Annotated in this window: 26 protein-coding genes and 1 tRNA gene; 15 read left to right on the top strand and 12 right to left on the bottom strand. The window is 42.2% G+C overall.

The features are described from left to right. The first annotated feature begins 33 nt into the window (after nt 1-33). A complete protein-coding gene (locus V7L07_RS22370) occupies nt 34-1,182 on the top strand; it encodes a histidinol-phosphate transaminase (RefSeq protein WP_335061100.1) in 1,149 nt (382 codons plus the stop codon). An 8-nt stretch (nt 1,183-1,190) separates the two neighbouring features. Here the strand turns inward: V7L07_RS22370 and V7L07_RS22365 are convergent, their stop codons facing one another. Both V7L07_RS22365 and V7L07_RS22360 read right to left on the bottom strand, forming a co-directional pair. Continuing rightward, entirely contained in the window at nt 1,191-1,745 is a 555-nt protein-coding gene (locus V7L07_RS22365; RefSeq protein ID WP_335061075.1) for a hypothetical protein, read from the bottom strand. A 734-nt stretch (nt 1,746-2,479) separates the two neighbouring features. Then, the gene (locus tag V7L07_RS22360; protein WP_335061074.1) at nt 2,480-3,085 is read right to left on the bottom strand and encodes a GNAT family N-acetyltransferase; all 606 of its coding nucleotides are present in this window, start codon (nt 3,083-3,085) and stop codon (nt 2,480-2,482) included. Nucleotides 3,086-4,006: 921 nt separating this feature from the next. On the opposite strand from V7L07_RS22360, the gene V7L07_RS22355 reads away from it, so the two are divergent. Both V7L07_RS22355 and V7L07_RS22350 read left to right on the top strand, forming a co-directional pair. Next, nucleotides 4,007-4,246 (top strand): hypothetical protein, encoded by a 240-nt coding sequence (locus V7L07_RS22355; protein ID WP_335061073.1) that lies wholly within the window; start codon nt 4,007-4,009, stop codon nt 4,244-4,246. Nucleotides 4,247-4,400: 154 nt separating this feature from the next. Then, nucleotides 4,401-7,946 (top strand): response regulator, encoded by a 3,546-nt coding sequence (locus V7L07_RS22350; protein ID WP_335061072.1) that lies wholly within the window; start codon nt 4,401-4,403, stop codon nt 7,944-7,946. Nucleotides 7,947-8,334: 388 nt separating this feature from the next. Here V7L07_RS22350 and V7L07_RS22345 read toward each other — a convergent pair whose 3' ends face one another. Then, complete coding sequence (locus tag V7L07_RS22345) at nt 8,335-8,904, bottom strand: hypothetical protein (protein ID WP_335061071.1); 570 nt, start codon at nt 8,902-8,904, stop codon at nt 8,335-8,337. Between the two features lie 70 nt (nt 8,905-8,974). Here V7L07_RS22345 and V7L07_RS22340 point away from each other — a divergent pair, with 70 nt between their 5' ends. Both V7L07_RS22340 and V7L07_RS22335 read left to right on the top strand, forming a co-directional pair. After that, entirely contained in the window at nt 8,975-9,190 is a 216-nt protein-coding gene (locus V7L07_RS22340; RefSeq protein WP_335061070.1) for a hypothetical protein, read from the top strand. Between the two features lie 56 nt (nt 9,191-9,246). Beyond that, nucleotides 9,247-9,317 (top strand) — tRNA-Gly (locus V7L07_RS22335). A 542-nt stretch (nt 9,318-9,859) separates the two neighbouring features. On the opposite strand, the gene V7L07_RS22330 is transcribed toward V7L07_RS22335, so the two are convergent. Both V7L07_RS22330 and V7L07_RS22325 read right to left on the bottom strand, forming a co-directional pair. Further along, nucleotides 9,860-10,906, bottom strand: coding sequence for an ABC transporter permease (locus V7L07_RS22330; protein ID WP_335061069.1), 1,047 nt, complete (start codon nt 10,904-10,906; stop codon nt 9,860-9,862). Between the two features lie 71 nt (nt 10,907-10,977). Further along, the gene (locus V7L07_RS22325) at nt 10,978-11,496 is read right to left on the bottom strand and encodes an adenine phosphoribosyltransferase (protein WP_292841199.1); all 519 of its coding nucleotides are present in this window, start codon (nt 11,494-11,496) and stop codon (nt 10,978-10,980) included. A 427-nt stretch (nt 11,497-11,923) separates the two neighbouring features. On the opposite strand from V7L07_RS22325, the gene V7L07_RS22320 reads away from it, so the two are divergent. The 3 genes from V7L07_RS22320 to V7L07_RS22310 all read left to right on the top strand — a co-directional run bounded on the left by V7L07_RS22320 (nt 11,924) and on the right by V7L07_RS22310 (nt 14,734). After that, on the top strand, nt 11,924-12,550 hold the full coding sequence (locus tag V7L07_RS22320; RefSeq protein ID WP_335061068.1) for a DUF3038 domain-containing protein: 627 nt from the start codon (nt 11,924-11,926) through the stop codon (nt 12,548-12,550). Continuing rightward, nucleotides 12,547-13,980 (top strand): DUF4335 domain-containing protein, encoded by a 1,434-nt coding sequence (locus tag V7L07_RS22315; RefSeq protein WP_335061067.1) that lies wholly within the window; start codon nt 12,547-12,549, stop codon nt 13,978-13,980. Before V7L07_RS22320 ends, V7L07_RS22315 begins: the two co-directional genes overlap by 4 nt. Before the next feature lie 346 nt (nt 13,981-14,326). After that, the gene (locus tag V7L07_RS22310) at nt 14,327-14,734 is read left to right on the top strand and encodes a hypothetical protein (RefSeq protein ID WP_335061066.1); all 408 of its coding nucleotides are present in this window, start codon (nt 14,327-14,329) and stop codon (nt 14,732-14,734) included. Here V7L07_RS22310 and V7L07_RS22305 read toward each other — a convergent pair. Beyond that, nucleotides 14,706-15,062, bottom strand: coding sequence for a hypothetical protein (locus V7L07_RS22305; RefSeq protein WP_335061065.1), 357 nt, complete (start codon nt 15,060-15,062; stop codon nt 14,706-14,708). The two genes, V7L07_RS22310 and V7L07_RS22305, sit on opposite strands and share 29 nt — an antisense overlap. A gap of 106 nt (nt 15,063-15,168) precedes the next feature. Then, a complete protein-coding gene (locus V7L07_RS22300) occupies nt 15,169-15,381 on the bottom strand; it encodes a hypothetical protein (RefSeq protein ID WP_335061064.1) in 213 nt (70 codons plus the stop codon). A 279-nt stretch (nt 15,382-15,660) separates the two neighbouring features. On the opposite strand from V7L07_RS22300, the gene V7L07_RS22295 reads away from it, so the two are divergent. Both V7L07_RS22295 and V7L07_RS22290 read left to right on the top strand, forming a co-directional pair. Further along, entirely contained in the window at nt 15,661-15,900 is a 240-nt protein-coding gene (locus V7L07_RS22295) for a hypothetical protein (RefSeq protein ID WP_335061063.1), read from the top strand. Next, on the top strand, nt 15,897-16,301 hold the full coding sequence (locus V7L07_RS22290; RefSeq protein WP_335061062.1) for a putative toxin-antitoxin system toxin component, PIN family: 405 nt from the start codon (nt 15,897-15,899) through the stop codon (nt 16,299-16,301). The genes V7L07_RS22295 and V7L07_RS22290 overlap by 4 nt, the downstream gene beginning before the upstream one ends. A 67-nt stretch (nt 16,302-16,368) precedes the next feature. On the opposite strand, the gene V7L07_RS22285 is transcribed toward V7L07_RS22290, so the two are convergent. After that, the gene (locus V7L07_RS22285) at nt 16,369-16,911 is read right to left on the bottom strand and encodes a DUF1016 domain-containing protein (protein WP_335061061.1); all 543 of its coding nucleotides are present in this window, start codon (nt 16,909-16,911) and stop codon (nt 16,369-16,371) included. A gap of 175 nt (nt 16,912-17,086) precedes the next feature. After that, nucleotides 17,087-19,354, bottom strand: a complete 2,268-nt coding sequence (locus V7L07_RS22280) for a transglycosylase domain-containing protein (RefSeq protein WP_335061060.1) — start codon at nt 19,352-19,354, stop codon at nt 17,087-17,089. A gap of 434 nt (nt 19,355-19,788) precedes the next feature. Between V7L07_RS22280 and V7L07_RS22275 the strand changes: the two genes are divergently transcribed. Continuing rightward, a complete protein-coding gene (locus V7L07_RS22275) occupies nt 19,789-20,421 on the top strand; it encodes a hypothetical protein (protein ID WP_335061059.1) in 633 nt (210 codons plus the stop codon). Between the two features lies 1 nt (nt 20,422). Here the strand turns inward: V7L07_RS22275 and V7L07_RS22270 are convergent, their stop codons facing one another. The 3 genes from V7L07_RS22270 to V7L07_RS22260 all read right to left on the bottom strand — a co-directional run bounded on the left by V7L07_RS22270 (nt 20,423) and on the right by V7L07_RS22260 (nt 21,841). Beyond that, nucleotides 20,423-20,578 (bottom strand): hypothetical protein, encoded by a 156-nt coding sequence (locus V7L07_RS22270; protein WP_335061058.1) that lies wholly within the window; start codon nt 20,576-20,578, stop codon nt 20,423-20,425. 49 nt (nt 20,579-20,627) lie between these two features. Next, nucleotides 20,628-21,104, bottom strand: coding sequence for a signal peptidase II (gene lspA / locus V7L07_RS22265; protein ID WP_334780263.1), 477 nt, complete (start codon nt 21,102-21,104; stop codon nt 20,628-20,630). Between the two features lie 149 nt (nt 21,105-21,253). Then, nucleotides 21,254-21,841: a biotin transporter BioY gene (locus tag V7L07_RS22260; protein WP_335061057.1), complete on the bottom strand. Its 588-nt coding sequence runs from the start codon at nt 21,839-21,841 to the stop codon at nt 21,254-21,256. Nucleotides 21,842-22,760: 919 nt separating this feature from the next. Here V7L07_RS22260 and pstS point away from each other — a divergent pair. The 4 genes from pstS to pstB all read left to right on the top strand — a co-directional run bounded on the left by pstS (nt 22,761) and on the right by pstB (nt 26,804). Beyond that, nucleotides 22,761-23,945 carry a phosphate ABC transporter substrate-binding protein PstS gene (gene pstS, locus V7L07_RS22255; RefSeq protein ID WP_335061056.1) on the top strand — a complete coding sequence of 395 codons (1,185 nt, stop codon included), beginning with the start codon at nt 22,761-22,763 and terminating at the stop codon, nt 23,943-23,945. A gap of 143 nt (nt 23,946-24,088) precedes the next feature. Continuing rightward, nucleotides 24,089-25,039, top strand: a complete 951-nt coding sequence (pstC, locus tag V7L07_RS22250) for a phosphate ABC transporter permease subunit PstC (protein WP_335061055.1) — start codon at nt 24,089-24,091, stop codon at nt 25,037-25,039. A 19-nt stretch (nt 25,040-25,058) separates the two neighbouring features. Then, nucleotides 25,059-25,940, top strand: a complete 882-nt coding sequence (gene pstA / locus V7L07_RS22245) for a phosphate ABC transporter permease PstA (protein WP_335061054.1) — start codon at nt 25,059-25,061, stop codon at nt 25,938-25,940. Nucleotides 25,941-25,997: 57 nt separating this feature from the next. Continuing rightward, nucleotides 25,998-26,804: a phosphate ABC transporter ATP-binding protein PstB gene (pstB, locus tag V7L07_RS22240; RefSeq protein ID WP_334698161.1), complete on the top strand. Its 807-nt coding sequence runs from the start codon at nt 25,998-26,000 to the stop codon at nt 26,802-26,804. The last annotated feature ends 72 nt before the right edge of the window (nt 26,805-26,876 follow it).

The raw sequence follows: 26,876 nt of genomic DNA, 5'->3' as shown, positions 1-26,876 counted from the left end.
GTGCTGGCTCACCAATGACTAATGACTAAAACTATGCTTCCCTTCATCCGGTCAGATTTAGCCCAATTAACCGCCTATAAACCTCACCCCAGCAGCGATACAGCCAATTCTGTCGCCACACAGTTTGATCGGTTAGATACAAATGAAAGCCCCTACGATTTACCACCTGAGTTAAAAGAGAAGCTGGCGTGGACGTATCAGCAAGTAATTGAAACAAATCGTTATCCCGATGGTGGACATGAAACACTTAAAGATGCGATCGCACAGTATGTCAATGAATCAGCTGCTCTCTCATCATCCTTATTTACTGCTGCCAATATTTCTGTTGGTAATGGTTCAGATGAAATTATCCGCTCTTTATTAATCGCCACCTGTCTAGGAGGAGAAGGTTCAATTCTCGTTGCCAATCCCACGTTCTCTATGTACGGGATTTTGGCACAAACTTTAGGCATTCCTGTTGTGGCAGTGGGGAGAAATGAAACAAATTTTGAAATTGACATCAGCGCCGCACAGTCTGCGATCGAACAAACTCAAAATCCCCCCATTCGGGTAGTTTTCGTAGTGCATCCCAATTCGCCGACTGCCAACAGCTTGACTGCGGCAGAGTTGACATGGTTAAGAAGTTTGCCAGAGCATATTTTGGTAGTAATTGATGAAGCTTATTTTGAATTCAGCCAAACGACCTTAGTCGGTGAATTAGCACAGCATCCTAATTGGGTAATATTACGTACTTTTTCTAAAGCCTTCCGGTTAGCATCTCTCCGTGTTGGTTATTGCGTTGCTCATACAGAAGCGATCGCCATCTTAGAAAAAGTTCGCTTACCTTACAATCTCCCCAGCTTTTCCATCGCCGCAGCATTAGTTGCTTTACAAAACCGCACACTCTTACTGGAATCAATTTCCCAAACCCTGAGTGAACGAGCCAAACTCATCGAAATTCTATCCCAGCAACCAGAACTACAAATCACCCCAAGTGCTGCTAACTTTATTTACCTGCGTCTTCAAGCAAATAGCTTTAGTTCACAAGACACTGCATTAAAAACTTTCCACCAGAAACTTAGAACGCTGGGTACTCTTGTGAGACACATTAGCGGAGGATTGCGAATTACCGTCGGAACCACAGAGGAAAACGCCCGCACCATAAATCGAGTCCAAGCTGTTTTGACAAATTTGGAATCTTAGCAATTCACTCAGTAATTAAACCTGCTGTTCATATCACTGCCCAAACGGCGTACTATTCCTACTGTTTGTGGCAGTACACCAACCAAAAGAGCAAAGGCAACATCCGGTAAAAGAGCCACTATTTCTGGTGGAAAGTATTGTTCAAATTGATCGAGAATCTTCTGAACACGCTGCCCAGGCAGTGGATTTTCAGTTATTTGTTTGATTAATCGAATCCACTGTCGCCTAATCAAGTAAGCTTTCTGACGTTCTTCATTAGATTCGGGAGTTAATAAAGACAGATTACCTATAGGCAATGCCCTTTGGCAATCACAATCGTAATCCCCACCCACAGCAGCCCCAGGCCCAGCAAACTCCGCATGGTAGCGTTTAAAGAGTAGTAATCCATTTCTCCTACGACTATTGACGATAAAAACTTCACCGCTGTGCAAACGCGTAAGGATATCCGAGCCTTGTGACTGCTCAGTTCCATCTGACATGACAATAGAATCAAGGAAACTTGTTTCAGGGTAATAAGTTGATACCATAGAGGTCTGATAGCGTTGATGCTGTTCGCTATCCATGTTTTTTAAAGTTTCAACGAATGTGGTAGTAGTATGCACTTCAAAACTTAAATAAGTGTTTTGTCAAATCAGGTTTTTGAATGTCTTTTATTATCAAGAGTTTTTTAGTCCAATTAACTAAAACAACAGTATATAGACGTTGTTTCAGCAATTGAGTGATTATATTTTATGAGATATAACTAGATTTGTCTGTAAACTCTAGGAGTGTTTTCTTAAAGTTTTTATAAAGATGAATATCTTAATTACAAAGTTATTATGATGAACTGATGATTTTTTTAAGCGTATTTTCGCGTATATCCCCATTGTAATCCATTTATTTATCTATATCGAATACTTCAAAATATTTGTTAACGATAAATCCCAAAAGGCAAAACTTAATATTTTATAATGTTAAAAATCTTTGCCACAAAGAGACTTTTTTTTCAATAATCAATAATATTTTTCGGAACCAGTCTGATTAGAATATTCTTCCTAAAAAGAATTATAAAAGCTATTTATTCGATTTATAAATTCATGCTTCTGAGTTTTTCTTTAGTAAAATATGGCAGAAATTTGTCTACAATTAACCAATTGCTTGAGTAACTGGCTATCTGTTTTATTGAGATAGTGACTGGGTTTCGGGCGTGCTGTACTAGATATTTAGCTTAGTTATCTTGTCTTTAATTACCGTTATGAGTTACAAATTCTATCCAAATTAATTGCAACACAAAACTTGACAATTACCAAAACAAAATTTAGATGTTGGAATCAGCACTCAAGTGCTTGTGCAAAAGCATCTGATTTGAGCGTCTTAAGAAAAATGTATTCCAATTAGATTCGACTTTATGCACCCGATATCCCAGCTTGAAATAAAGCTGTCTTGCTTGATGGTTATTTTCTAAAACATGGAGATATAAGTCTTTAAATCCCCACTCGCGAGAAACTTTTTCACAGCTAGTAAGTAATCCTGAAGCCACACCATGTCTACGGTATTTTGGGTGAACCGCTAAATTAGATAAGTAAGGAAAACCTACGCCAACCTGGCTCCAGGAATCACTGTACCGTACACCCAGTTCCACACTTCCCACTAAATTATTAGCCTCACCAGTAGTAGATTCAAAAGCGACTAAACAAACATGACGAGGCGGAGGTGATGCCATGCGATGCCTTAAATCTTCGTAAATACCCAGACGTAGCAATGGAAAAGCCCATCCCCATATACCCTTATGGGAGTGAAAGCTTTCAGTAATAATTTGGGCGACACCAATCAAATCAGCAGGTGTAGCCGTCCGAATTTGGAATTGGTAGGAAGCTGGATCGATTGGCTGTTGGTGGTATGGGTGAAAAAACCGATATTTCAAGGCTAGTTTAGTATTGATTTTATTCTAAGAAAATTTCTCAAATATCCGAAAACACCATTTTAACTAAATGAAAACTTAATTGCTGCTCAGAAGATTGAAGTGACACAACACCGCTAATTAGCTTTTGCTTGTGGATCAAACAAAGTTTTATACTTTAGTTTGAGGTTTTTTCAGGAGGCAAGAGCAAAGCACGCTTAAAAGTGTGAAACTTAGGTTGTGGAAGCTTTGTATCTTACTGCACTTTCTGCGACGCTCCTACGTCGCTAACGCAACGCTTACGATACAATACAATTCTTATTTTTGAGCTTGTCGTTGGCGCGGTCTCTAGTAGAGAAGGAGAGTTTTCATTTCATTCACTTCTTTCCTCCAACAATCACTGCCCTCTGCGGTTCGACTGAGCGATCGCCAAACATATTCTTGCTTTCTCTTATAACCTGCATTTTGAAAGAGTCTTAGGAATTACAGCTTCATAAATCTATAAACTTACATTCAGTAGGTTCTGTGCATCCCTTGCTTTAGATAGGTAGGATATCAGACTGATTACCACAAAAAAATCTGTAAAGTGATATAGCCTGGGCTGAGTGGGTAGAGAAATAGCATAACTTGCCCGTAGGCAGCACCTACAAAATTGTTAAGTAAGTACACCATTGCCAAACTCTGGTTTCAAATCACCCTTGCTTGCAGTACTGAACTTTTTTTGCACTTGCCGTTACACTGACACTACTTTGCTACGAAATTATATGAATAGGCTATACATATACTGGTACAAGAATCTTAAGGTTCCATAATCCCTAATCTCTAGCTCTCCAACCACTATGACTTGTCTGAATCATAGTTCTGATTGCTAAATTAGAAAGAGGTATTTGTCTAATAGTATACTTTGGCTTTCAATCTTATTTTTTTGATTTTGCTGACTCCACCATGACTATCATAAATAAAATTTACCTGCAAGTGTTAGTACAACTGCTGCGGAGGGAAAACTTAATATGCAGCTTCATCTGGATTTTTAAGCTAGCTATGAGCGCTGTGTGTGGTATCAGACATTGCTCACAGGAGGTGAAGGAACATTTGGCAAGCAAGCATCGACTCTGTAACACTAAAACAGACTATGAAAGCAAGTACACTGCACCAAAGCAAACAGTAATCGGCACAAGCCATTGAGACGAATTACTGTGAGCAAATGCTCCTACACTCAGCAGTCATGTAGCCAACCAGCCTTATTGGTCGAAATGCTCTGCTCTCACCTGACTCAGAAAAATCCTTACCTGATCAGATTATTCTTTATCCGACTGCCGTTGCAGCAGGAAAGCGGTGCATGAAATCCCAAGCAAACAGTAAGCCTAAAATTTTGGTTGTCGATGATGAACCAGACAACCTTGACTTGCTTTACCGCACTTTCTATCGCGACTATAAGGTGCTAAGGGCAACCTCTGGCCCTGCGGCCCTTGATCTGCTGGCTCAAGAGGGAGAGGTCGCGGTGATCATCTCCGATCAGCGGATGCCGATGATGAGCGGTACAGAATTTTTAAGCCTCACAGCAACTCAATATCCAGATATTATTCGGATTATTTTAACTGGCTACACCGATGTCGAAGACTTGGTGGAAGCAATCAACGCTGGTAAGGTATTCAAATATGTCACTAAACCGTGGGAAGCGGAAGAACTTAAAGCAGTGGTACGCCAAGCTTTGGATACCCATAATGTTCTCAAAGCCAGAACCCGCGAACTTACCCGCACACTCCGTCAAGAATCGCTGCTGAATACCGTTACAAATACGATTCGCAGTGCTTTAGACTACAGACAAATTTTGCAAGCAATTGTAGATACAGTGGGTCACATGTTGGAGGTGGATGTCTGTCTGTTGCGTCCCTTCCAAGATGACCAGTTGGCGGATAAAGGATTTATTTATCAGAAGCCTCTTTCTGAAGAAGCAGAGGTGCAGGGGATCGGAGGGGAAGTAGCACTAAATCTTTCTCCTCTGTCCCCCATTTTTTCTGCTCCCCATCCTCTTGTTTCTCCTCAGCCTCTTTTGGCTCAGACGGTGTGGGAAACCCGCGAAGTCCAAGTAATTCACGATGCCATCGATGATGAGCGGATTCACGGTAATACTGCCGAACTGCACGAGCGTGGGGAAGCTTTTGCTGCTGCTGATATTCGTTCTAGTTTAATTGTGCCACTGATCTGCCAACAAGAACTGATGGCAGTATTAGCACTACACCAGTGTTCTCAGCCTCGCCTCTGGGGGGATGATGAGGTGCAGTTAGTTTTGATGGTAGCGGATCAGGCAGCCTTAGCTTTGTCTCAAGCTTATGCTTACGAACAAGTACGTGCCCTTGCCAAGCGAGAAGCCCTAATTAATACGATTACAAGCGCGATTCGCTCTAGCCTAGATCCGCAAGATATCTTTGCGGCGATCACCCAGCAATTGGGACAAGCTTTACAAGTCGATGGCTGTGTCCTGTCTTTGTGGACGGAGGAAGATGAGTTTGTCGAGTGTGTAGCCTTGTATGACAGTTTTCAACATCTAGAAAATTCACGCTTGCCAGCCCTAGATAATTATTCAAATGGCAATAATCACGTACCAACTCAGAGATTACCCTATTCTCAAGCATCTATACAGGAGAATCCCATCCTCCAACAAATGCTACAGACACATGAACCTGTGGTCATTGGTAATGTGAGTAATTCTCCCTCAGATGTGCGGGGTTTTGATTTGCCTTTAAAAATGCCAGCGCGATCGCTAATGTTTGTGCCATTGTTGGCTGACGGGAAATGTATCGGTAGTATTACGTTACATGAGGGTAAAAAAGTACGCCAATGGCTACCGTCTGATATCGATTTGGCGAAAGCAGTAGCAGCGCAAGCAGCGATCGCTGTCCAACAGTCACACTTATATGAAAAAACTCGCCAACAAGCTGAACGCTTACTAGAATTAGACAAACAAAAAACCGAATTTTTCCAAAATATTTCCCACGAGTTTCGCACACCCATCACCTTGATTCAAGGGCCTTTAGAGTCGGCGGTGGCGGCTGGTGAAGGATTATCTTACTCCCAAAGTGCGATCGCTCTGCGTAATTCCCGCCGCCTGCTGCGACTGGTAAACCAACTTCTGGATTTACAACGCCTGAATGCGGGGAGAATGCAGCCGAGTTTCCATCCTTGCGATTTAGTTGAGTTTGTCAGCCAAATTGTGGAATCTTTTCGTCCCTACTGCGAGAAAAAGAGACTGCATCTCGTCACCCAGTTAGATGAATGTTCTACGGTGTACTTAGACATGGAAAAATTTGACAAGGTGGTTTATAACCTCCTGTCAAATGCCATGAAGTTTACTCCCGAAGGTGGCACGATTAGTGTCAGACTAAAATCTGAGCGCGATCGCTGCATCTTGCAAGTACAAGATACTGGAATCGGCATTGTTAAAGAACAAATTCCCCATCTATTTGAGCGCTTCCGCCAAGCTGAAGGTTCAGCAAACCGCTCCTATGAAGGCAGTGGTTTGGGTTTAGCTTTAGTTAAAGAATTGGTCGAATTACATGGTGGTCAAGTCACTGTGGAATCAGTTTATGGTCAAGGTACTACCTTTAGTTTATGGCTTGTGAGTGGAAATGCTCATTTACCCCCACAGCAAGTACTAGAAACGCCTACCGAACTGAATACGAGCCGCGCTAGCGTAGAATTGGCTGATTTAGAACTAGTAGAGTCAACAACAGACAATATTGAAGATATTACAATAAACTTCTCCCCCAGTATTGATACTCAAGACTCAGCACATAAGACTCAGCACTCAATTTTAGTTGTAGATGACAACCCAGATTTGCGAACCTATGTATCTGAAATTTTCCGCCGCAACGGTTATCGCGTACAGACAGCTCGTAACGGTCATGAAGGACACAGTAAAGCTAAGGAAATTCTACCCAGCTTAATTGTGACTGACTTAATGATGCCCTTGGTCAGCGGACTTGAGATGATTCAGTTGATCCGCAATGAGGAGAAATTGAAAGGAACACCAATCATTCTGCTGACAGCGAAAGTAGACGAGGAAACCCGCATCGAAGGTACAGAACATGGGGCGGATGCTTATTTAGCAAAACCATTCAACGATCGGGAACTTTTGGCGGAAGTTCGGAATCTTTTAGCGTTAAAAGAAAATGAGCGGCGAATCGTGGAGTTAAATACTTATCTCACAGAATCGGTGCTAAAGCGCTTTTTACCGGCTGTATTGGTGCAAAAAGCCGCAACCGGAGATTTAACGTTAGATTTACGCCCAGAACCACGCTTGATTACAGTTTTGTTTAGTGACATCGTGGGTTTTACACAGCTATCAAATACTCTCAGATCCCGACGAGTCGCAGAGTTGTTAAATGAATATTTAGAAGCTATGACCAAGGTTGTATTTGGTAATGGCGGCACTGTAGATAAATTTATGGGAGATGCGATCTTAGCTTTATACGGAGCGCCCGAAGAACTAACCCCCAATGAACAGGTGCGTCGTGCTATCAATACAGCAAGAGCAATGCACCGCTCACTGGCTGTGTTAAACGAACGCTGGCGAGAGCAAGGTGTATTCGATGGCGACAGACTCACTAGCGTCCAGTTTCGGTGTGGTATCCACCAAGGTACTGCTGTTGTGGGGATGTTTGGTAGCGCGGAACGTGCCGATTATACTGCTATTGGCCCAAGTGTAAATATCGCTGCCAGGTTGCAAGCTGCCGCTGTTCCCGGTACGATCCTGGTTTCTGCTGCCGTGGCAGATTATTTGCAGGAAGAAGAAATTACTAAAGGTAGTCCGCTAGAACTTAAAGGAGTAGATGAAACAGTTTTGACTTTCGCTGTTACACCAGAGGTAATGGTTAATCGCTAAAATTTAGACTGGTATTTGAAAGCATTATCAATGAGTAAGAGTGCCTAATCATATCCAGTTTGTATAATATGACACCATCGGTTGCAGACAAAACTCCAATTCCAGCCAAGGTCTGGAGACGACACACTGATCCCCCAGGTTTGTGGATTTCTGTTGTTGTAGGTTCAGTCTCTCTGCACTTGCTGGTGTTCTGGCTGATGCGCTCATCTAATGCATTTAGTCTGTGGTTTCCCCAGCAAAGTCAATCTGCTGTTCCCATTGAATTGATAGACATTGCTCCCAAAACACAATCAACAGCCAAAAAAGTTTCATCAAAGCCACGATCTTCACCCCAAAAGTCTGTACCAGCAGCACGTCCACTAGAGACAGGACGAACTACGCCCAGAAATCAAGATTTTGGCGTAATAGATTCTGCGGATAATCCCCAGCATAAAAGGCGTAAGGTCGCCTCTAAACCTAATAGCCAACCCTTTAGACAACAGAGAGTTCCTACACCCAGACCGACACCGACATCTACACCTAGACCAACACCGACATCCACGCCCAGACCAACACCGACATCCACGCCCAGACCAACACCGACATCTACGCCCAGACCAACACCGACATCTACGCCCAGACCAACACCGACATCTACACCTAGACCAACACCGACATCTACGCCCAGACCAACATCAACATCTACAGTTCCAGTCGGTAATCTACCTTGGAAACCCCGTCCACCCATCAATTTGGGAAATGGAACGCCCCTACCAACAACTATTCCATCAAATCTGCCAGTTTCGGAACCTGAAAACAGAGAAACTCCAGCAGCTCCGACTAGGGAAACTCCACCAGCTTCTACTGGGGGAGCATCGGTAGCAATAGTAGCTCCTTTATCTAGAGATGAAGTGATTAGCTTGATACAATCAAGAGGATTTCGACAAGATGCTTTACCCGACGTTATCGCTTTATACAAGGGAAGCAACACAAAACAATTAGACTCAAGTTTTCTTGCCCAGAATTCTGGACTTAAACCAGCACAGCTCTTGGCTAGCTTAATAATTGATAGTAATGGTAACTTTAAACAGGCTGTAGTTCTAGAAATACAACCAGCAGCACTGCAAAGTGAAAAAAGCAAATACGAGCAAGTCCTCAATGAAGTTTTCAAAACAGAAAACTTTCTTCCTGCCCACAATAACGATGGCAAAAAACCAGACTTGAGCAATCTGTATATCAGAGTCACAATCCAAACTGCCAATTAAAACTAAATGCTTGATTTTTTACATAAGCTGTGTTAAATTCATAGGGTTGGAAATACGCGGGCGTAGTTTAGTGGTAAAACTATAGCCTTCCAAGCTATTAATGCGGGTTCGATTCCCGCCGCCCGCTTAGAAAAAAACCTCAAATATACTAACTAGCACCATTAGTAAGGTTAGAGAGATGCGATAAATCGCCGTCTCTAAAGGGGATTTATTTATCGTAAATTAAAGGGTTTAAGACCCCTACATCTACATGTAGCACCCATTTCAGTCGGGGTTTAGATCCCCGTCTGAAATTTCTTTAATTTTGAATTTTGTTAGCGCAGCGTAAAGCCTGCGGCATGGCTTCTCTACGAGAGGCTGCGCCAACGCTTAGAGCGAGTCTTCTCCCAAAGGGAGACGCTAAGAGCGATAGCGCAGCATTAGCGAGTCATCGAGCGTCACGAGCGTCATTTTGAATTTTGAATTGTTAACCGTCAATTAGTTCTTGACAGACTAGTGGTCTGTCCCATTAATTTTGTGGGGCTGCTAGATCCCCGACTTCTTTAATAAGTCGGGGATCTGAACATCACTAACCTCTCAAAACAGCAAAATTTCAGGCAAGGTGAGAAATTAGAACTGTGGGAGTGGTCCAATGCTTGTTAATTTTCTGAATTTAGAATTGCTGCTGTGCTAATTGAGATTTTCTAGGCGAATGCGTGGATCGGCTGCTTTGAGCATCAAGTCGGCGATTAAATTGCCAACAATCAGCAATACTGCGCCCATTAATAAGCTTGCCATTAATAAATATAAATCTTGAGCTTGTAAAGCCTGTAAAGCCAATCTCCCTAAACCGGGCCAGTTGAAGAAAAATTCGGCGATGAAAGCACCATTTAATAAACCGGCTAATTCAAAACCCAATAAGGTGATTAAGGGATTTATAGCGTTGCGGAGTGCATGAACGTAAATGACACGGTTTTCTGGCAGACCTTTGGCACGAGCCGTTTGGATGTAATCTTGACGCAGCACATCCAATAATTCGCCGCGAGTGATGCGTTGCAAACCAGCAAAACTAGTAATTGAGAGGGCGATTGTGGGTAAAATCATGTGCCAGCCGATATCTAAGATTCTGCCAAACCACGATAGTTCTGAGTGATTAATGCTAGTCATACTACCTACTGGAAATAGCGGCGAGGTGATTTGGGCTAAAACCAGCAGCGCTAAGGCAGTGATGAAACTGGGAAAGCCTTGTCCAGCGTAACTGATCACCTGTAGAATCCGGTCTGCTGGTTTATTTTGTTTAACAGCAGCAAAAATCCCTAGAGGGATGGCGATCGCCCATGTGACAATTAAAGATGCGATCGCTAATAGTAAAGTTGCTGGTACTCGTTCCCACAACAGCGATGCCACTGAACGTTGATAAATAAAACTTGTGCCAAAATCCCCTTTGGTCACAATTCGCCATAGCCATAGCCAAAATTGCTCTGGCCAAGACTTATCTAGGCCAAACTGCCGTTTGATTTCCGCAATTCTTTCTGGAGATATCTTCGGATTTTGCCGCAGCGTATCTACATAATCACCAGGAGCGAGTTGAATGATAAAAAACGACAACGCCGACGCCAACAACAAAGTCAGGAGTGCCTGCAATAGCCGCTTTCCCACATAAACAAAAGTTTCACTCGTGACTAGCCTGATTAGCCAATCCCGACCTGTCTCTAAGGAAATTTTTGTAGATGTCATTTATCTTTTGTCCTTTGTCCTTCGTCACTTGTTTTTCTATTGACCAATGACCAATGACCAATGACCAATGACTAATATTCAATTAAAGAGATAATCGGCACGTCCGGCAAATGTGTACGCCCTTGTAAATCCCGTAGCTCGATAATAAACCCAAAACCTACTAGTTCGCAGCCAATTTTCTGCACCAACTTTGCTGTAGCACTCGCAGTTCCACCTGTGGCAATCAAATCGTCCACGATCAAAACTCGGCTACCTTGGTGTAAAGCATCTTGATGCACTTCTAAGCAGTCTGTACCATACTCTAATTCATATTCAATTGAGTGAACGGCTGCCGGTAACTTCCCTCTTTTGCGGACGGGAATAAAACCAACTCCTAATTTATAAGCCAGAGGTGAACCAAAAATGAATCCCCTCGACTCTATGCCAATGACATAATCTACAGTTATTTCAGCTTCATTGCATTTTTGTGTTAAAAAGTCAATAGTATAGCGCAGTCCTTCTGGATCGCGCAGTAACGTAGTAATATCCCGAAATAAAATTCCGGGTTTCGGGAAATCTGGGATGTCACGAACGAGAGACTTTAAATCCATAAAATGGGGAATGGGGAGTAGGGAATGGGGAATGGGGAAAGTTAGGAGTGAGGAGTGAGGAGTTATTAATTTAAATTCATAACTATCCCAGTCTCCAGTCTCCAATCTCCAATCCCTAATTTCAGATACCTGAGAAATCGTACACTATAATGTCATACGCTGGGGGTCGAGGCTGAAGTTTCGCCATTTATTGACGATAATTAGAATCTAAACCAAGCTAGAAAAGGTATTGCATTAATAAATGAGGTAAATTTAGTGATGTTTTAAAATTTTGATTTCAATATAGGGAAAACTTTCAATAGAAAGAGTTAAGTAATGTATATATCAGGTAGTTATGATACTGCTACAAGTCTAATACTTAAGTCTTGACTACCGACCTTAAATTTGTTTTATCTAGTCTGTTGGAACCGCATAAGGTATTTATAGAATGAATGTCTCAGCAAGTTTAACGCCGTTCAACAGTCCAACCCAAGACTCAGCGCCGATGATTCTGGACACTTTACCAGATCCGGCGATCGCTTCCAAAACCTGTCCTCGGAGAACCAGGCTGCAAATTGACCTGATTTTACTGGCAATTGAAGCTTTAGAGCTTGGTGGTTCGGAAGCAATCCTGGCTTTTGCTCAAGAGTTGGATCTTAAAGGAATTGTTAAAGATAGGGTGAATTTATGGCGGATGCGTAGCTCTAACCCGCTACGAAGAGCGCATATACGCCGTCCCTTAACTATTATGGAAGCGAAAGCTCTGGTGGTAATTGCTTGCTATATAGCGCGGCGTTTAACTGTTGTCATCCGCCAGTTATTAATGATATGTCAACAAATGGAAGAGAAGCAGATTCCATTAGAACAGAATTTGCGTCTATCTAATTACCTAGAGCGGTTTAGAGCGCATTTTAAAAGCCGGATGAATGCTCGGCGTTCTGGTGTACTAGCATTAACTTCTGATGAGAAATTAGATGCGCTAGCGATAAATTTGTTAGGACAATTACTATTTTGTACTGGTACGGCTGGAATGCAGCGGTTCTGGATTAGTCTTTTTGACGGTGAAGTGGAATGAATATTCAACGTAAGTATAGTCTACCTAATTGTACACTTCTTTTAGAAGGCTTAAGTGATGTTACTAGGGCTGCACAGTTCCAGGAAATGCGCCCGGAATTGTCAATATTGGTAAATGCAGAATGTTATTTATCTGGCTACAATCAACCCTTAACGGGAGGACGGGAATTTTTTGAAAGTTTGGTAAGGGCTGTTAGTGGCTACGCCCAAGAATTTTTGAGTAGTGTACCCAATCCGCAAGCACATAATCAGGAATCAGAGCTAGTAGAGTTTCAGAAAATTGACAGCAACCGACATCGGTTAATCATACATTCAGAAGGCGCTCCTGAGGGATTTGAGTCTCACTCTAAAAATTCCAAACGTCCGCCGATTGAAATAGATTTGAATACAGTGCAGTTGTTTGATTTAGTAGAAGCAGTAGATCAGTTTTTTGCTGATAGCCAGACTTTACCAGAATTATCTCTAGAACTACAACCGGTTACTAGACGCTATGGCGGTGCTAGTCAAGCTTTGATCAGGCAGGCTGTTCCTGCGGCTGTGGGAGTATCAAGTTTAGCAGTAGCAGCGATCGCATTTAACTTGATTCCACCTCCCCAAATTCGTCCACCACAGCCTAAGGCAGATGAGCAAACTAGCTCTACAACCAAGAGCCTCACTCCTCCAGCATCAGCGAATACAACTCCTATTGCCGCTGCAACGCCTACACCAACACCCGCAGCTAATACAAAGCCAGTAGTTAAAGATTTAGAAGCACTTTTAAATACGGTTCCAGAAATTACCGATCCATCGCAGCTGCGTGCATTGAATCGTCAAGTGTATAACCAAATTCATCCAGCTTGGACTAAGCGTTCAGGATTGGAACAGGATTTGATCTATCGTTTAGGTGTAGCTGCCGATGGAGCGATCGTTGGTTATAAGGCGGTGAATAAGGAGGCTAATCAAGGAGTTGGACAAACTCCTCTACCTAACCTACTTTACAATCCTGCTAACCGCGCTCCCATTTCCAATGAACCGATCGCCCAATTCCGAATAGTGTTTACTACAAGTGGTGTGCTGCAAGTTAGCCCTTGGCGGGGATATGCCAGGACACCAGAAGTAATCGGTGCAAAAATTACTGATTCTAAGATAACCAAAGGTTTAAATCAAAAACTTTATAATACAGTTCGCCAAAGCTGGAGTGGTACTCCCACCTTTACGCGAGATTTGAAATATCGGGTAGCAGTCAACAAGGATGGTGTAATTGCTGACTATGAACCACTCAATCAAGTAGCCTTTGACTATTTTCGGGAAACACCTCTTCCCAAGATGTTTAATGCTATCTATGGTTCTAATGTAGCTGCTCCCAATGCCAAAGAACCTCTGGCTCACTTCCAAGTGATATTCAAGCCTAGTGGCACGTTGGAAGTCACTCCTTGGGAGGGATATCAGTAATCAGGGAATGGGGAATGGGGAGTGGGGAATGGGGAGATGAGGGGGATGAGGGGGATGAGGGAGAAAAATAACTCCTAACTCAGCACTCCTGAAGGGCATGGGGAATGGGGAAGAGAATTAAGTTGCTGCTATTCCCAATTCTCTATTCCCTATTCCGGGGTATGAGTATCATCGGAACATAAAACCGAGTTAAGCTTAAAAGCCTTATTAGATAAAGATTCTCCTGATAACCCAGGTCATTGACGCTCTGGTGATCGTCGAGTCACTACTCAAGGATAAAATAAGGGTTTCAGCTTCTAAAAATGCTTATATTGCTTATGTAATATCTCTTAACCCGGTTTTCTGCGTGAATGCTACTCATACCCCAATTAAGCAGAAACCGACCACTAAACAGCAAGTAATTGTGGATGAGTTCACCAATTTAAAGTCATTGTGCGGTGAAAGTGCGATCGCGTTTTTTAAAATGAGCTTAACTGATACTCGCAAAGCTAAGGAATATTTACTTGGAATTACTCACAATGCCACTAATGAAAGTTTCCCAGATGGTACAGCAAGCGCTCGGAAGTCCGGTACAGTCTTGCTTGAGAAATTCTCAGCCAATGGCGAAACACCGCTAAAAAGGGTCGTTGTGCGTTACAGTCTGGTTGATGAGCAAGGAAATAATCTTGACGATGTTGAGAAGACCTTGCCTGATTGGTTTCATCCAGAGAAGATTTACCAGCACTTTAACGGAAAGGCAGTAAGCTTGGAATAGCATCAGTTGTGAAAGGAATTTCTTTTTTTATTTTTGCAACTACCATATCAATATCGTTTGGTTCTTGTATTCTAAATTTACGAGTTGCATATTCTTCTATTTTAAATCCAGGACTTTCCTGGGTGTATCCACCGAAATATCTTTTAATTATCATTGTGTAAATTTTTTTGGTTTCTTCATTAACTTGAAGACTAATATAATAATATTCGTTCTGACCCCAAAATACCCAAATTATTTCAGATTCTTCATTAAGATTAAACATAGGAGCAAAATTTGTACCCCAGCCTGTCTGTTTTACTAATTCCCTTCTTACTTCTTCCCACAACATAATAACTAATCCTTTGAAATACCTATATTTTTATCTCTTAGGGATTTATTAAAATTCCTAATAATCCCTATTATGCTTCCGCTATTTGAAGTAAGTTTAACCCTGATTAGTCCTGGAGGTTATAGCAAGCCGATATTGTGATCGCACTTTTAACTAAAAGTTTTGCTTTTCTTGTTTGGATGACTTTCAACATTTTTACACATCCACCGACCCGCGCTGTGGCGGATGACATAATCATTAATTCCACAGATGGGACAAGTCGGTTTAACATCTGTCGCCTTGGCTGCGATCGCAACTGGTTTAGGGGTATGAGTATCATCAGAACAGAAAACCGAGTTAAGCTTAAAAGCCTTATTAGATAAAGATTCTCCTGATAACTAAGGTCATTGACGCTCTGGTGATCGTCGAGTCACTACTCAATGATAAAATAAGGGTTTCAGCTTCTAAAAATGCTTGTATTGCTTATGTAATATCTCTTAACCCGGTTTTCTGCGTGAATGCTACTCATACCCCCAGCCCTGGAGCAATATTTGGGTGTGACTGAGCAGCAAAAAGAAAATGCCATCTCCACTTTAGTTTTTTAAGTCAGTAAGGAATTATGAACGCTTACAAAAAATACATCACCATTACAGATCCAAAGCAAGTAATATTATCTGATTTACCTTTTCAAGCAGGACAGCGAGTAGAAATAATTATCTTAGCTGAGGAGAACCCCAGAGCATCTATTAGTAAAAAGCTGAGAGATTTATTTGATCAAACACAGTCAATACCAGGAGTACAAAATATTACCGAAGCCGAAATAGCAGCAGAGATTGAAGCTTACCGACGCGGAGAATGAAAGTTGTTATTGACACGAATATTTTAGTTTCTGCTGTCCTTAAGGGTAGAGTACCAAGAGCAGTTATTCAGTTTATTTTTGAGAATCCCGACTGGGAATGGATTGTTTCATTGGAAATTGTAGCGGAATATAAGGAGGTATTAAGTCGCCCGAAGTTTAAGTTGACAGATGAAGTAAGAGCGTCATGGTTTGAAATTATTGATACATTTGCGACGCTAATTGATGTCAATGTGTCAATTGATTTTCCAAGAGATAGAAAAGATGCAAAGTTTTTAGCTTGTGCTGTAGCAGCCGAAGCAGATTTTTTGATTACGGGGGATTCTGATTTTAATCAGGCGCAAACTTTGCTTAATACAACGATTATTTCTGTGTCTTTATTTAACAAGTTAGTTTGCGATTAAATGTGACTCGCTCTCCAAGTCGGGATTTGATAGTTAAACGACATCGGCAATTAGGGGGCAGGGAACATCACCCATCATTTACCTCCAAAAGCCGCCTTAACTCCTGCTTTAAAACCTCTGGATCTGGCAAATAAAGTTGATATCTCGATACAAAAAGCTGATTAGAAATACCACCCGTCGCATACTCAACCAAAATTTCATCCTTATCTCGCGCCAACACAATCCCTATCGGCTCGTTGTCATCCTCCATATTTTCCTCAGCGCGAAAATAATTTAGATACATATTCATCTGTCCAATATCCTGATGACTCACCGATCGCGTCTTCAGATCGATTAAGACAAAACACTTGAGAATGCGATGATAAAACACCAAATCCACAAAAAAATGCGTGTTGTTTAACGTAATTCGGTATTGCTGCCCAATAAATGCAAACCCCTTGCCCAACTCAAGTAGAAACTTCTCCAACTCAGCAATTAAACGATTTTCTAACTCACTCTCACGATAATTGCGGTCTGGTAAATCCAAAAACTCGAACACATAAGGATCTTTGACCACATCCCGCGCCGACTCGATCCGTTGCCCATCCTTTAACAACACGCCAAATTTCATTAGCTAGCTTTTCACAAAAGTCCATTGATCATTTACAGCACTTCCAGCTATTATGCAATACAGTACAGTTTTTCTTCTTGCCCTTTCCTCTCATAGCTTTCAGCTTTGAGGATGTACCTCATAGCTGCCGGAAGCGCTGTATTGATCAATAGTTACCATCCCCAATGCCCATTTTTTATCTTGTAATTCTCCGCATATAATTCCCCCACAATTGAGCGGCTTGGGCACTGCTACCAGATGTTGGGGAATTATTGTCGTTTCCCAACCAAACGCCGGTTACAAGTCGCTGACTGGGGATAAAACCAATGAACCACAAGTCAACGTTTTTATCAGTCGTGCCAGTTTTACCAGCTTCTCCTAGTCCAATGGCAGCACTACGACCAGTACCTCTGGCGATGACACCGCGCATCAAACTAGTCATCTCATCGGCGACACCATTTGTTAGCACTTGTTTGTTAGCAGCTGGATCTTGGTCGAAGGAGTAGATTACCCGACAGGTTTTGATATCATTGCGATCGCTGCAATCACCACTGTCTAAAATTCGGCTAATGGCATGGGGAGGATTGGACACACCGCGATTGCCTATAGCGCCGAAAGCACCAGTCATTTCCAAAACATTGACCACGCTTTGACCTAGTACTAAGCCAGGAACCGGATCGAGGTTTGATTTTATCCCCAAACGCCGAGCCATTGCCACAACTTTATCTAGCCCAATTTCTCTAGCAACTCCCAAAGCAATGGGATTTTCTGAAAGAGCCAGCCCGGTGGCAATATCTAAACTCCCAGCACTTGAACGACAGGGTTTATAAGTGAAGCCTTGCCAAGTTAAAGGAGCGCAGGAATAACTTTTGGATGGTGAAATTCCCTGTTGAATAGCGGCGGTGTAAGCAAAAATCTTGAAGGTGGAACCTGGTTGTCTTTTGGCTTGAACAGCACGATTGAACTGACTTTTTTTGTAATCAGTTCCACCCACCATTGCAAGAATGCTGCCTGTACTAGAGTCAAGAGTTACTACCGCTCCTTGAGAAAAATTAAAATTTCTACCAGAGTTATTCACCGAATTACTCAACGCGGCTTCTGCTTGTCTCTGTATCGCTGGATCGAGCTTGGTTTCAATGATATAATTTCCCTCTCTTGCGGCTCCCTCCCCCAAGATTGATTCCAGTTCAGAAAAGACGTAACTGTAAAAATAAGGTGCGATCGTTTTAGCTTGTTGTTCGCAGACTTTAGGACTAATTTGGACGGTAGAGCGTCTAGCTCGGTTGGCATCCTCTGGTTTAATTTTGCCCATCTCCAGCAACCGCTTAATCACGCGATTCCGGTATTCAGCCGCTTCTAGCTTATTTGGCCCATTCCCACAAAAATCGAAGGCGTTGGGAGCAGGTAAAATTCCTACCAATGTTGCTGCTTCTGCTAAAGTTAATTCTTTAGCCGATTTATCAAAGTAATATCGGGCTGCATCCTCAAAGCCAGAGGTATCTCCCCCCAAAAAAACCCGATTTAAGTACATCAGCAAAATATCATCTTTGCTGTAAAAGGTTTCGAGTTTTAGGGCGACAACTGCCTCTCGCAATTTGCGTCCAAGAGTATCTTGTCTGCCTACATACTCACGGAACAAACTGCGGGCAACCTGCTGGGTAACAGTACTGGCTCCTTGTTGGACATCTCCGCTACGGCTATTGATTAACACGGCTCGTAAAATACCCAGAGGGTCAACCCCAAAGTGCCAGTAATAACGACTATCCTCGGAAGCTACTACGGCAGCAGGCAAATAAGGGCCAAATTCCTCTAATCGCTTCATGTCTACATGAGAGATTGTCCGAGGCTCTCTCAGGGGGGTGGCTCCATCACGGGCGTAAACAACTACTGGGGCGCGTGTCGCTGTCGGTAGAGGTTTAACTTGAAATTTCAGCCATTCGACGCCAATCACTAATGTTAATAGGGCAGTGACACCACCGACACCATAAGCTGTCCAAGTTGCAGCTTTGACATACCATGCTGGTGGATCGACGTATTGCAAACGTACAGAAGCAGCAAGTTCTGGGGGTCCCAGAGTCAAAATATCGCCGTGACGCAGTTCTAGGGAGCTAACACGACGCTTGCCACGATAAATGCCGTTAGTCGAGTTTTCGTCTTTGATGACAAAAACTGGTGTGCTATGAGTAGAATTCCGCGATAGCGACAGATGAATTTGGCTGACAACAGGGTTACGGATGACGATATCGCTGGATTTGGAGCTACGACCGAGAATATAGCGATCGCCCAACAGTGGATATACCTCTGCTTTATCCGCCCCCGCATCCTGCACCCAAAGTTCTGGTACTTTGGCATTAGGCTTGAGCGCCAATTTAGAAAAATCGACTCTAGCTTGAATCGTATGTACTGCTTGAGTCAGTTGACCTAGTAACGTTTGTGGCTTGTGAGGCGGTTGGGGAGAACTCATCGGCTATTCACATCACAGTTTTTAGTGAAGAATCGGGCGAATTACAATCAATTTTAGATGTTAGTCTTTCATCATTTTACTCATAAGCCAAAGCATAAATTAGCTATACTGAACTTTTTGATTTAATTTATACTTAAATTTATATTACAAACAGTATTGATTTGTGATTTTCATCACTTATTTATAGCAGCATAAATTTTTTTCCTATTCTCGAAGGCTTATTTAAGCTCCTGTTATAAGCTCAATAACTACAGTCACAGTTTTTATTATTGTATTTTTAAACACTAGTTACCAGCAAATAACAGGTTTCATTTTTACCAATTTTATATATCCACATACTCTGAAACAAACTTAAACATCTTCATTTAGGAAGATTTTCTAAATCTTATTGTCTGTTTTAATAGGCCGAGTGTTCCGTTGAGGTTAATTTCAGAATGATGGGAAAATCTCTGAGCCTGATTGGTGCAGCTTTATCTTTGGCACTTACCACTAATATTGCTGTAGCCGAATCCAGTAAATCCCCCATAGCTCAATCTACTAGTACCGAATCTACTAGCGCACCAACGGAAATCAAGATGTCGCCAGAAGGCATGAAAATTCTGTGCGAGTATTTTCCGCTCAACTCCCGCTGTCCCAATGGCACAGCAGCTACTCCTAGCGCTCCTAGTAGCACTACAGTACCAGCCGAAACCACAACACCAACAGAAACTACAACACCTGATAGCACAACTGCACCAGGTAGCATTACCCCACCTCCACCTGGCGCTCCCGAAAGCACTCCAGCACCAGGCGCTCCTGGCAAGTTAACTCCAGCACCAGGTAGCATTACCCCACCTCCACCTGGCGCTCCCGAAAGCACTCCAGTACCAGGCGCTCCTAGCAAATTAACTCCAGCACCAGGTAGCTCAACACCTGAACAACCTAGCCCTCCTGGCAGCACTACCGAACCAGGTAGCTCAACTCCACCTGAACAACCTGGCACTCCTGGCACTCCTGGCAGCAGTATCGAACCAACTCCCAGTACTCCTGGCTCTAGTGTGCCAAAAACTCCTACCACAGGTAATTAAATTAAAAGCTGGTGCATAATCTAAATACTAGTTTGCCATCAGCGATCGCCTGTGCGTCTTTTTTAACCTCTGCACCAGTTTGAATAACTGGTGTCAGGTAAAAAATAAAAATCGCTGAAACCTTATAAATAAAGTCTTCGCATATAAGACTGAGCAAGGGTTTCACTAATCAAAAGCCTGGGATTAATCATCCCAGGCTTAATAGTTTAATGCGATCTGCCAGTTGAAGTAGGTGTTTTTTGCAAGGAAGCAATTAACAGGCAAACAATACCAATACTAATAAATGAATCTGCCACATTAAATACAGCAAAGTTAATCAGGCGAAAATCAAGAAAATCAACGACATAGCCTAAAACAAAACGATCAATACCGTTGCCCATCGCTCCACCTAAAATCAAGCCATAGCCTAACTGATCCCACAAATTTAAGGTTGGGCCAACCAGCGCCAATGCTATCAATACTAAACTCACTCCTAAAGATAACCAGCGCAACCACTCTACTTTCCCACTTAACAGACTAAACGCAGCACCAGTGTTAGTGACATAGGTAAAGTGAAATATTCCAGGTAAGAGTGGTAGTGTCTGCCCTAAACTAAAGCTTTGTACTATCCAGTACTTTGTTATTTGGTCTAAGAAAAAAACGATGAAGGCAGCGATCCAGAAAAGACGATTTTTTAAATGCATGGTGAATTAGTCATTGGTCATTGGTGAGCCAGCACGGTCTTGGGGGTTTCCCCCATGAGTGACTGGCGAACCCGTAAGGGTCATTGGTCATTAGTCATTGGCCGTTGGTCATGAGCTTTTGACAAATGACAAAGGACAAATAACATGAACTAATAAAACATTAAGTGACGCAATATATATGCTATTACACTAACTGCACAGACCACAGTTAGTTGACCTGGTAGCGCAAACCAGGAGTATCTGAGGATTGCTTGCATTAAGGGTAGATTTTCTGTGCCTTTCCACTGAAAAAGATAGCTAATAATCAAATAAGTAATACCGCAGATGTGGAGAGTTAACAAGCCACAGATGCAGCTAAAGGCAAGAGTTTCTAGTCGAGGTCTAGCTTTAAAGGCGAACAAACCACAAATCCAAGCTCCCGGAATGAAGCCTAGTAGATAGCCAAACTGAGATAGCTTGACATAACCAATACCGCCGCCATCGGCAAATACTGGTAGTAAGGTTAACCCCATGACTAAATAGGCGATTTGTGAGAGCGCACCGGCATTTTTGCCCCCTAAACAACCCACCAACAACACTGCGCCAATTTGAAAAGTGACACCTAAAGAAAAAGTCTGAATTCCGTGCTGACTCCATGTCCAAGGTAAGGTAATCCCATAAACTTCTAGGAAAGTACCACCCATTGTCAGGAGTAAGCCAATCATAGACCACAGTAATTGATTGGAAGCAGCAAACATTTATCAGGAAATTAAGGAAAAGCAAAAAGTAAAACCAGCAGCAACTAGTACCGCAAGGCGGAAGTCAAAAGTCAAAAGAATTGTATTCCAAGCTCTTGCGCCATTTGAAATGGTATGTTTATTTCCGCCGAACTGTACTAGTATGTTCATTAATATTGAAATGATATCTGTGCTGACATCTTAAGAACTAGCATATTTTCTTTTGCCTTTTCAGTATGTATGTAATTTTTCAGTTATGCGAATTGTGACTGAGGTGTGTATTATCTGATTTTATTGACTGAGGTGTGTTCTAAATGACTGATGTGTGTTCTAAATCTGCGATCTTACTTAGAATATAGTAAAATAAATATTATTTTTTCTAGTGCTTATACTATTTTTTCAATTACTACCTAAATTTAGCTACAAAGTACTTAGTATTTATAGTGATTCCAGTTGAGATCAATACAGACAGAAAATTGCATACAGGTAAAAAATACTACTAGAGATCGGAGCAAGAGGCAAGTATATCTGATTTGGAGTCCTGCATTTTGTACCTTATTTACTTGCAAGCTGCTGTATAAACTTTTTTCATGACTTGACCAACGAACCTACTCTAATGATAAAGTTTTGTAAATACGTATAATAGACATCTCCATAAATTAAATATGCGTTATCCAGAACCCTTGTAGAGACGTAGCAGTGCTACATCTCTACATTCTTTTTCGGAGATGTCTAATCAACTTAATATAGTTGCTATGTGTAAGTTAAATCTCAAGCAAGAGTATAAAATTTATCAAGAGAAACTAGAAATAAGCGTTTGTTCTTCATCAAAAAAAAACAAGTATTTTTTGTTCTGTTAACCTATCGTTAATCTTTATTGTTGTGCTTTAGGAGTATCTTAGAGACGCTTACCTGAAAACTTACTAAAAAATTGATAGCGATGCTCTTACGTCTTAGTGCAACAAAAACTCATCGCCTCACAGGTTTAACTTCAGTGTTAGCACTGACAATCAGCCTAGCAGGTTGTGGTGGCGGACAACAAACACCAGATAGTACAGCCACCAAGGATACGCCTTCTGGCACTGCTACAGATACTACTGCCTCTAGCCCAGCTAAATTAGACCTTGGTGGAACCGTAAAGTTAAGCGGGGCTGGTGCGTCTTTTCCGGCACCACTGTACGATACCTGGTTTACAGATTTAAACAAAAAATATCCAAATCTGCAAGTTGACTATGCATCAGTTGGTAGCGGTTCTGGAGTTGAGCAATTTATCAAAGGCACTGTAGACTTTGGTGCTAGCGATGTGGCAATGAAGGATGAAGAAATCCAGAAAGTACCAGCAGATAGGGGTGTTATTTTACTGCCTGTGACTGCTGGTAGCATCGTGTTGGCTTACAACTTGCCTGATGTTCCAGAACTAAAGCTGTCACGAGCCGTTTACGCTGATATTTTACTAGGCAAAATAAAATCTTGGGATGATGCCCAAATTGCCAAGGCTAATCCAGGTGCAAAACTTCCTAAACAGCCAATCACAGTTGTTTATCGTTCCGATGGTAGCGGAACCACGGGTGTGTTCACCAAACACCTCAGCGCCATTAGCCCAGAGTGGAAGAGTAAAGTCGGTGAGGGCAAAACTGTCAACTGGCCTGCGGGAGTCGGTGCTAAGGGTAATGAGGGTGTTACCGCTCAAATTCAACAAACTCAAGGTTCTATTGGTTATGTCGAGTACGGCTATGCCAAACAAAATAGTCTCAAGTTTGCTGATTTGGAAAACAAAGCCGGTAAATTTGTTGTAGCTAGTGAGGAGTCAGCCTCTAAAACTCTGGAATCAGTAGCTCTACCTGCAAACCTCCGCCTCTTCATTTCCGATCCCGAAGGGGCTGATTCCTATCCTATCGTTACTTACACATGGCTTTTAGTTTACAAGAAATATCCTAATGCCGCAAAAGCTAAGGCGATCGAAGCTGCGATCGAATACGCTTTAACTGATGGTCAGAAACAGGCTACTGCGCTAGGGTATGTTCCTCTACCTGCAAACGTCATCACAAAAGTAGCTGCGGCGGCTGACCAAATTAGTCCAGAGTATAAAATTTCTGTTACCAGTGGTAGTAGCGCTAGCAAGTAAGCAATCTAACACAGATATTCAGTAGTAACTTTGAATACGGAGTTACTATTGTATTTAGTTTAAATAGATGATGAGGCGACAATTTTACTAAATTTGCTTGCCTCCCATATTTTTCTCTGATTTAATTGTGAAAGTCGGTATTCATGGCTACAAATTCTCAAAATCTGTCATCAGCGATGAAAAATCGCTCTGGCGCAGAAAAATCCCTAGATCGGGGTTTTATTTGGCTAACTAAAATTTTCGCCTTTGGGGTTGCTGGTACTTTATTATGGATCGGGTCGCAGGTTGCAATTGGCTCTTGGCCTGCTATTCAAAAGTTTGGTGCTGGCTTTTTAGTCAACACTACTTGGAACCCGGTTAATGATAGCTACGGGGTGCTACCTCAAATCTACGGAACTCTCTTGAGTTCTTTTATTGGCCTGCTGATTGCAGTACCAATCGGGGTTGGTACTGCGATTGTCCTGAGTGAAGATTTTTTACCTGCAAAAGTGAAGCTGGTACTGGTTTTCGCAGTAGAACTACTCGCAGCTATTCCCAGCGTTGTCTATGGCGTGTGGGGGATTTTTGTCTTAGTGCCAATCTTAACCAACTTGGGAAAATGGCTTAATGGTTACTTTGGCTGGCTGCCATTTTTTAGCACTTCTCCTACAGGACCAGGAATGTTACCGGCGGGAGTCATCTTAGCGATTATGACTTTGCCTATTATCACAGCTTTATCCCGCGATGCCTTGATTTCTGTACCTCCCAGTTTGCGCCAAGCCTCTATAGGGCTGGGAGCAACCCGCTGGGAAACAATTTTGCAAGTTCTCATCCCAGCAGCCTTTTCGGGCATCGTTAGTGCTGTGATGCTGGGACTCGGCCGGGCAATGGGAGAAACAATGGCTGTCACGATGTTAATTGGCAACTCCAACAACATCAGTCTCTCTCTTTTAGCGCCAGCCAATACGATTTCTTCTCTACTGGCAAATCAATTTTCAGAAGCTAGTGGTTTGCAAGTTGCGGCTTTAATGTACGCGGCTTTAGTTCTATTTTTCTTGACACTGGTAGTCAATATTCTGGCAGAGTTGATCGTTATGAGAGTCAAGCGAATATAGCTTAGTTTTTGGTTAAATTATGACTTCTAATTTTCCAGAGCGCAGTTTAACTCGCTCCGCCACGTCTCAAAGAACACTGTTTAATACAGTGATGACCGTAATCGCTTTTACCTGCGGAGCATTGGCACTTGTTCCTTTGCTAGCAGTACTCTCTTACGTGATTATTAAAGGCTTTAGCAGTCTGAATCTGGCTGTGTTTGTGGAACTGCCACCCAAAGCTCTACAAAAGGGAGGAGGCTTTGGTAATGCAATTTTAGGCACACTACTAATGGTAGGAATTGCTGCCTTGATTAGCATCCCCTTTGGAGTTTTGGGGGCGATTTACATCACAGAATTTAGTTCAGCGAAAGTTGCTAGATGGGTACGTTTTGCAGCTAACGTGCTGAGTGGAGTCCCCTCGATTATTGCTGGGGTATTTGCTTATGGGATTGTAGTTTTAACACTGGTAAAATTGAACTTAGGATCGTATTCAGCTCTTGGTGGAGGGTTTGCACTGGCAATTTTGATGTTGCCCATTATTCTAAGAACAACTGATGAAGCGTTACAGTTAGTATCGCAAGATTTGCGACAAGCTTCTGTAGGGTTAGGAGCGACTAACTTTCAAACGGTAAGTCAGGTAGTTTTACCAGCAGCCTTACCAGCTATTGTAACTGGGGCAACGCTAGCGATCGCCAGAGCATCTGGAGAAACCGCACCATTGCTATTTACTGCTTTATTTTCTAACTTCTGGCCAGATGGTTTATTTCAACCAACAGCTTCTCTGGCTGTCTTGGTTTACAAATATGCTATTTCTCCGTTTAAAAATTGGCAATCTTTAGCTTGGGCAGCATCTTTGATTTTGGTATTGATGGTTCTAATCACAAGTATCATCGCTCGCTGGGCAACTCGTCAAAAAGCTTAGTCAACAACCATCCACAGTGCAAATCCCCATCGCTAAAACCAACACTAAATTTAATTTATGGCTACCAACACTAGGACAGTGAATGACACTGAAACCGTTTTACGGGCTGAAAATCTCAATATTTACTACGGCAAGTTTTTAGCCTTACAGAATATTTGGCTAGATATACCAAAAAATCAGGTGACAGCTTTTATCGGCCCTTCTGGTTGTGGTAAAAGTACATTGTTGCGATGCTATAACCGCCTCAATGACTTGATTGAGTCATTTCGGGCAGAAGGTAAGATACTTTTTTACGATAAAAATTTGTATGCACCCGATATCGACCCTGTAGAAGTGCGTCGAAGAATTGGGATGGTGTTTCAAAGACCAAACCCATTTCCCAAATCAATTCATGACAATATTACTTTTGGAGCTAAAATCAATGGCTACAAAGGTGATTTCGATGAATTAGTAGAAAGCAGTCTCAGAAAAGCAGCTTTGTGGGATGAAGTCAAGGATAAACTACATCAAAGTGGCTCGTCTTTATCCGGCGGACAACAACAGCGATTATGTATTGCTCGTGCGATCGCAGTCCAACCTGAAATTATACTGATGGATGAGCCTTGCTCGGCTCTTGACCCCATTTCCACCTTGCGTGTTGAAGAACTGATTCACGAACTTAAAGAGCAATATACTATTGTTATCGTCACTCATAACATGCAGCAAGCAGCGCGTGTTTCTGATAAGACAGCCTTTTTTAATGTTCGGACTTCAGAGAAAGGAACCCGTAGCGGCTATATGGTAGAGTATGACGCAACAGAATTAATTTTCAACAATCCTAAGCAAGAAGAAACCAGAGATTACGTCAGTGGCAAATTTGGATAAATATTTATTTTACATTGTTGATATTAAAGCAATGAGGGATAATCGGAAATTAAAGATGTTCGATATTCCTCT

It is taken from the genome of Nostoc sp. (genome assembly GCF_036916985.1).
Classification (GTDB): Bacteria; Cyanobacteriota; Cyanobacteriia; order Cyanobacteriales; family Nostocaceae; genus Nostoc.
Note: the sequence above shows the minus strand (reverse complement) of the source record. Positions and strands in the feature narration are given on the sequence as shown.

Coding starts and splice junctions, on each gene's coding strand:
- V7L07_RS22370 (WP_335061100.1), top strand. CDS start 34: ATGCTTCCCTTCATCCGGTCAGATTTAGCCCAATTAACCGCCTATAAA.
- V7L07_RS22365 (WP_335061075.1), bottom strand. CDS start 1,745: ATGGATAGCGAACAGCATCAACGCTATCAGACCTCTATGGTATCAACT.
- V7L07_RS22355 (WP_335061073.1), top strand. CDS start 4,007: ATGACTATCATAAATAAAATTTACCTGCAAGTGTTAGTACAACTGCTG.
- V7L07_RS22350 (WP_335061072.1), top strand. CDS start 4,401: ATGAAATCCCAAGCAAACAGTAAGCCTAAAATTTTGGTTGTCGATGAT.
- V7L07_RS22330 (WP_335061069.1), bottom strand. CDS start 10,906: ATGACATCTACAAAAATTTCCTTAGAGACAGGTCGGGATTGGCTAATC.
- V7L07_RS22325 (WP_292841199.1), bottom strand. CDS start 11,496: ATGGATTTAAAGTCTCTCGTTCGTGACATCCCAGATTTCCCGAAACCC.
- V7L07_RS22320 (WP_335061068.1), top strand. CDS start 11,924: ATGAATGTCTCAGCAAGTTTAACGCCGTTCAACAGTCCAACCCAAGAC.
- V7L07_RS22315 (WP_335061067.1), top strand. CDS start 12,547: ATGAATATTCAACGTAAGTATAGTCTACCTAATTGTACACTTCTTTTA.
- V7L07_RS22305 (WP_335061065.1), bottom strand. CDS start 15,062: ATGTTGTGGGAAGAAGTAAGAAGGGAATTAGTAAAACAGACAGGCTGG.
- V7L07_RS22300 (WP_335061064.1), bottom strand. CDS start 15,381: ATGATACTCATACCCCTAAACCAGTTGCGATCGCAGCCAAGGCGACAG.
- V7L07_RS22295 (WP_335061063.1), top strand. CDS start 15,661: ATGAACGCTTACAAAAAATACATCACCATTACAGATCCAAAGCAAGTA.
- V7L07_RS22290 (WP_335061062.1), top strand. CDS start 15,897: ATGAAAGTTGTTATTGACACGAATATTTTAGTTTCTGCTGTCCTTAAG.
- V7L07_RS22285 (WP_335061061.1), bottom strand. CDS start 16,911: ATGAAATTTGGCGTGTTGTTAAAGGATGGGCAACGGATCGAGTCGGCG.
- V7L07_RS22280 (WP_335061060.1), bottom strand. CDS start 19,354: ATGAGTTCTCCCCAACCGCCTCACAAGCCACAAACGTTACTAGGTCAA.
- V7L07_RS22275 (WP_335061059.1), top strand. CDS start 19,789: ATGATGGGAAAATCTCTGAGCCTGATTGGTGCAGCTTTATCTTTGGCA.
- lspA (WP_334780263.1), bottom strand. CDS start 21,104: ATGCATTTAAAAAATCGTCTTTTCTGGATCGCTGCCTTCATCGTTTTT.
- V7L07_RS22260 (WP_335061057.1), bottom strand. CDS start 21,841: ATGTTTGCTGCTTCCAATCAATTACTGTGGTCTATGATTGGCTTACTC.
- pstS (WP_335061056.1), top strand. CDS start 22,761: ATGCTCTTACGTCTTAGTGCAACAAAAACTCATCGCCTCACAGGTTTA.
- pstC (WP_335061055.1), top strand. CDS start 24,089: ATGGCTACAAATTCTCAAAATCTGTCATCAGCGATGAAAAATCGCTCT.
- pstA (WP_335061054.1), top strand. CDS start 25,059: ATGACTTCTAATTTTCCAGAGCGCAGTTTAACTCGCTCCGCCACGTCT.
- pstB (WP_334698161.1), top strand. CDS start 25,998: ATGGCTACCAACACTAGGACAGTGAATGACACTGAAACCGTTTTACGG.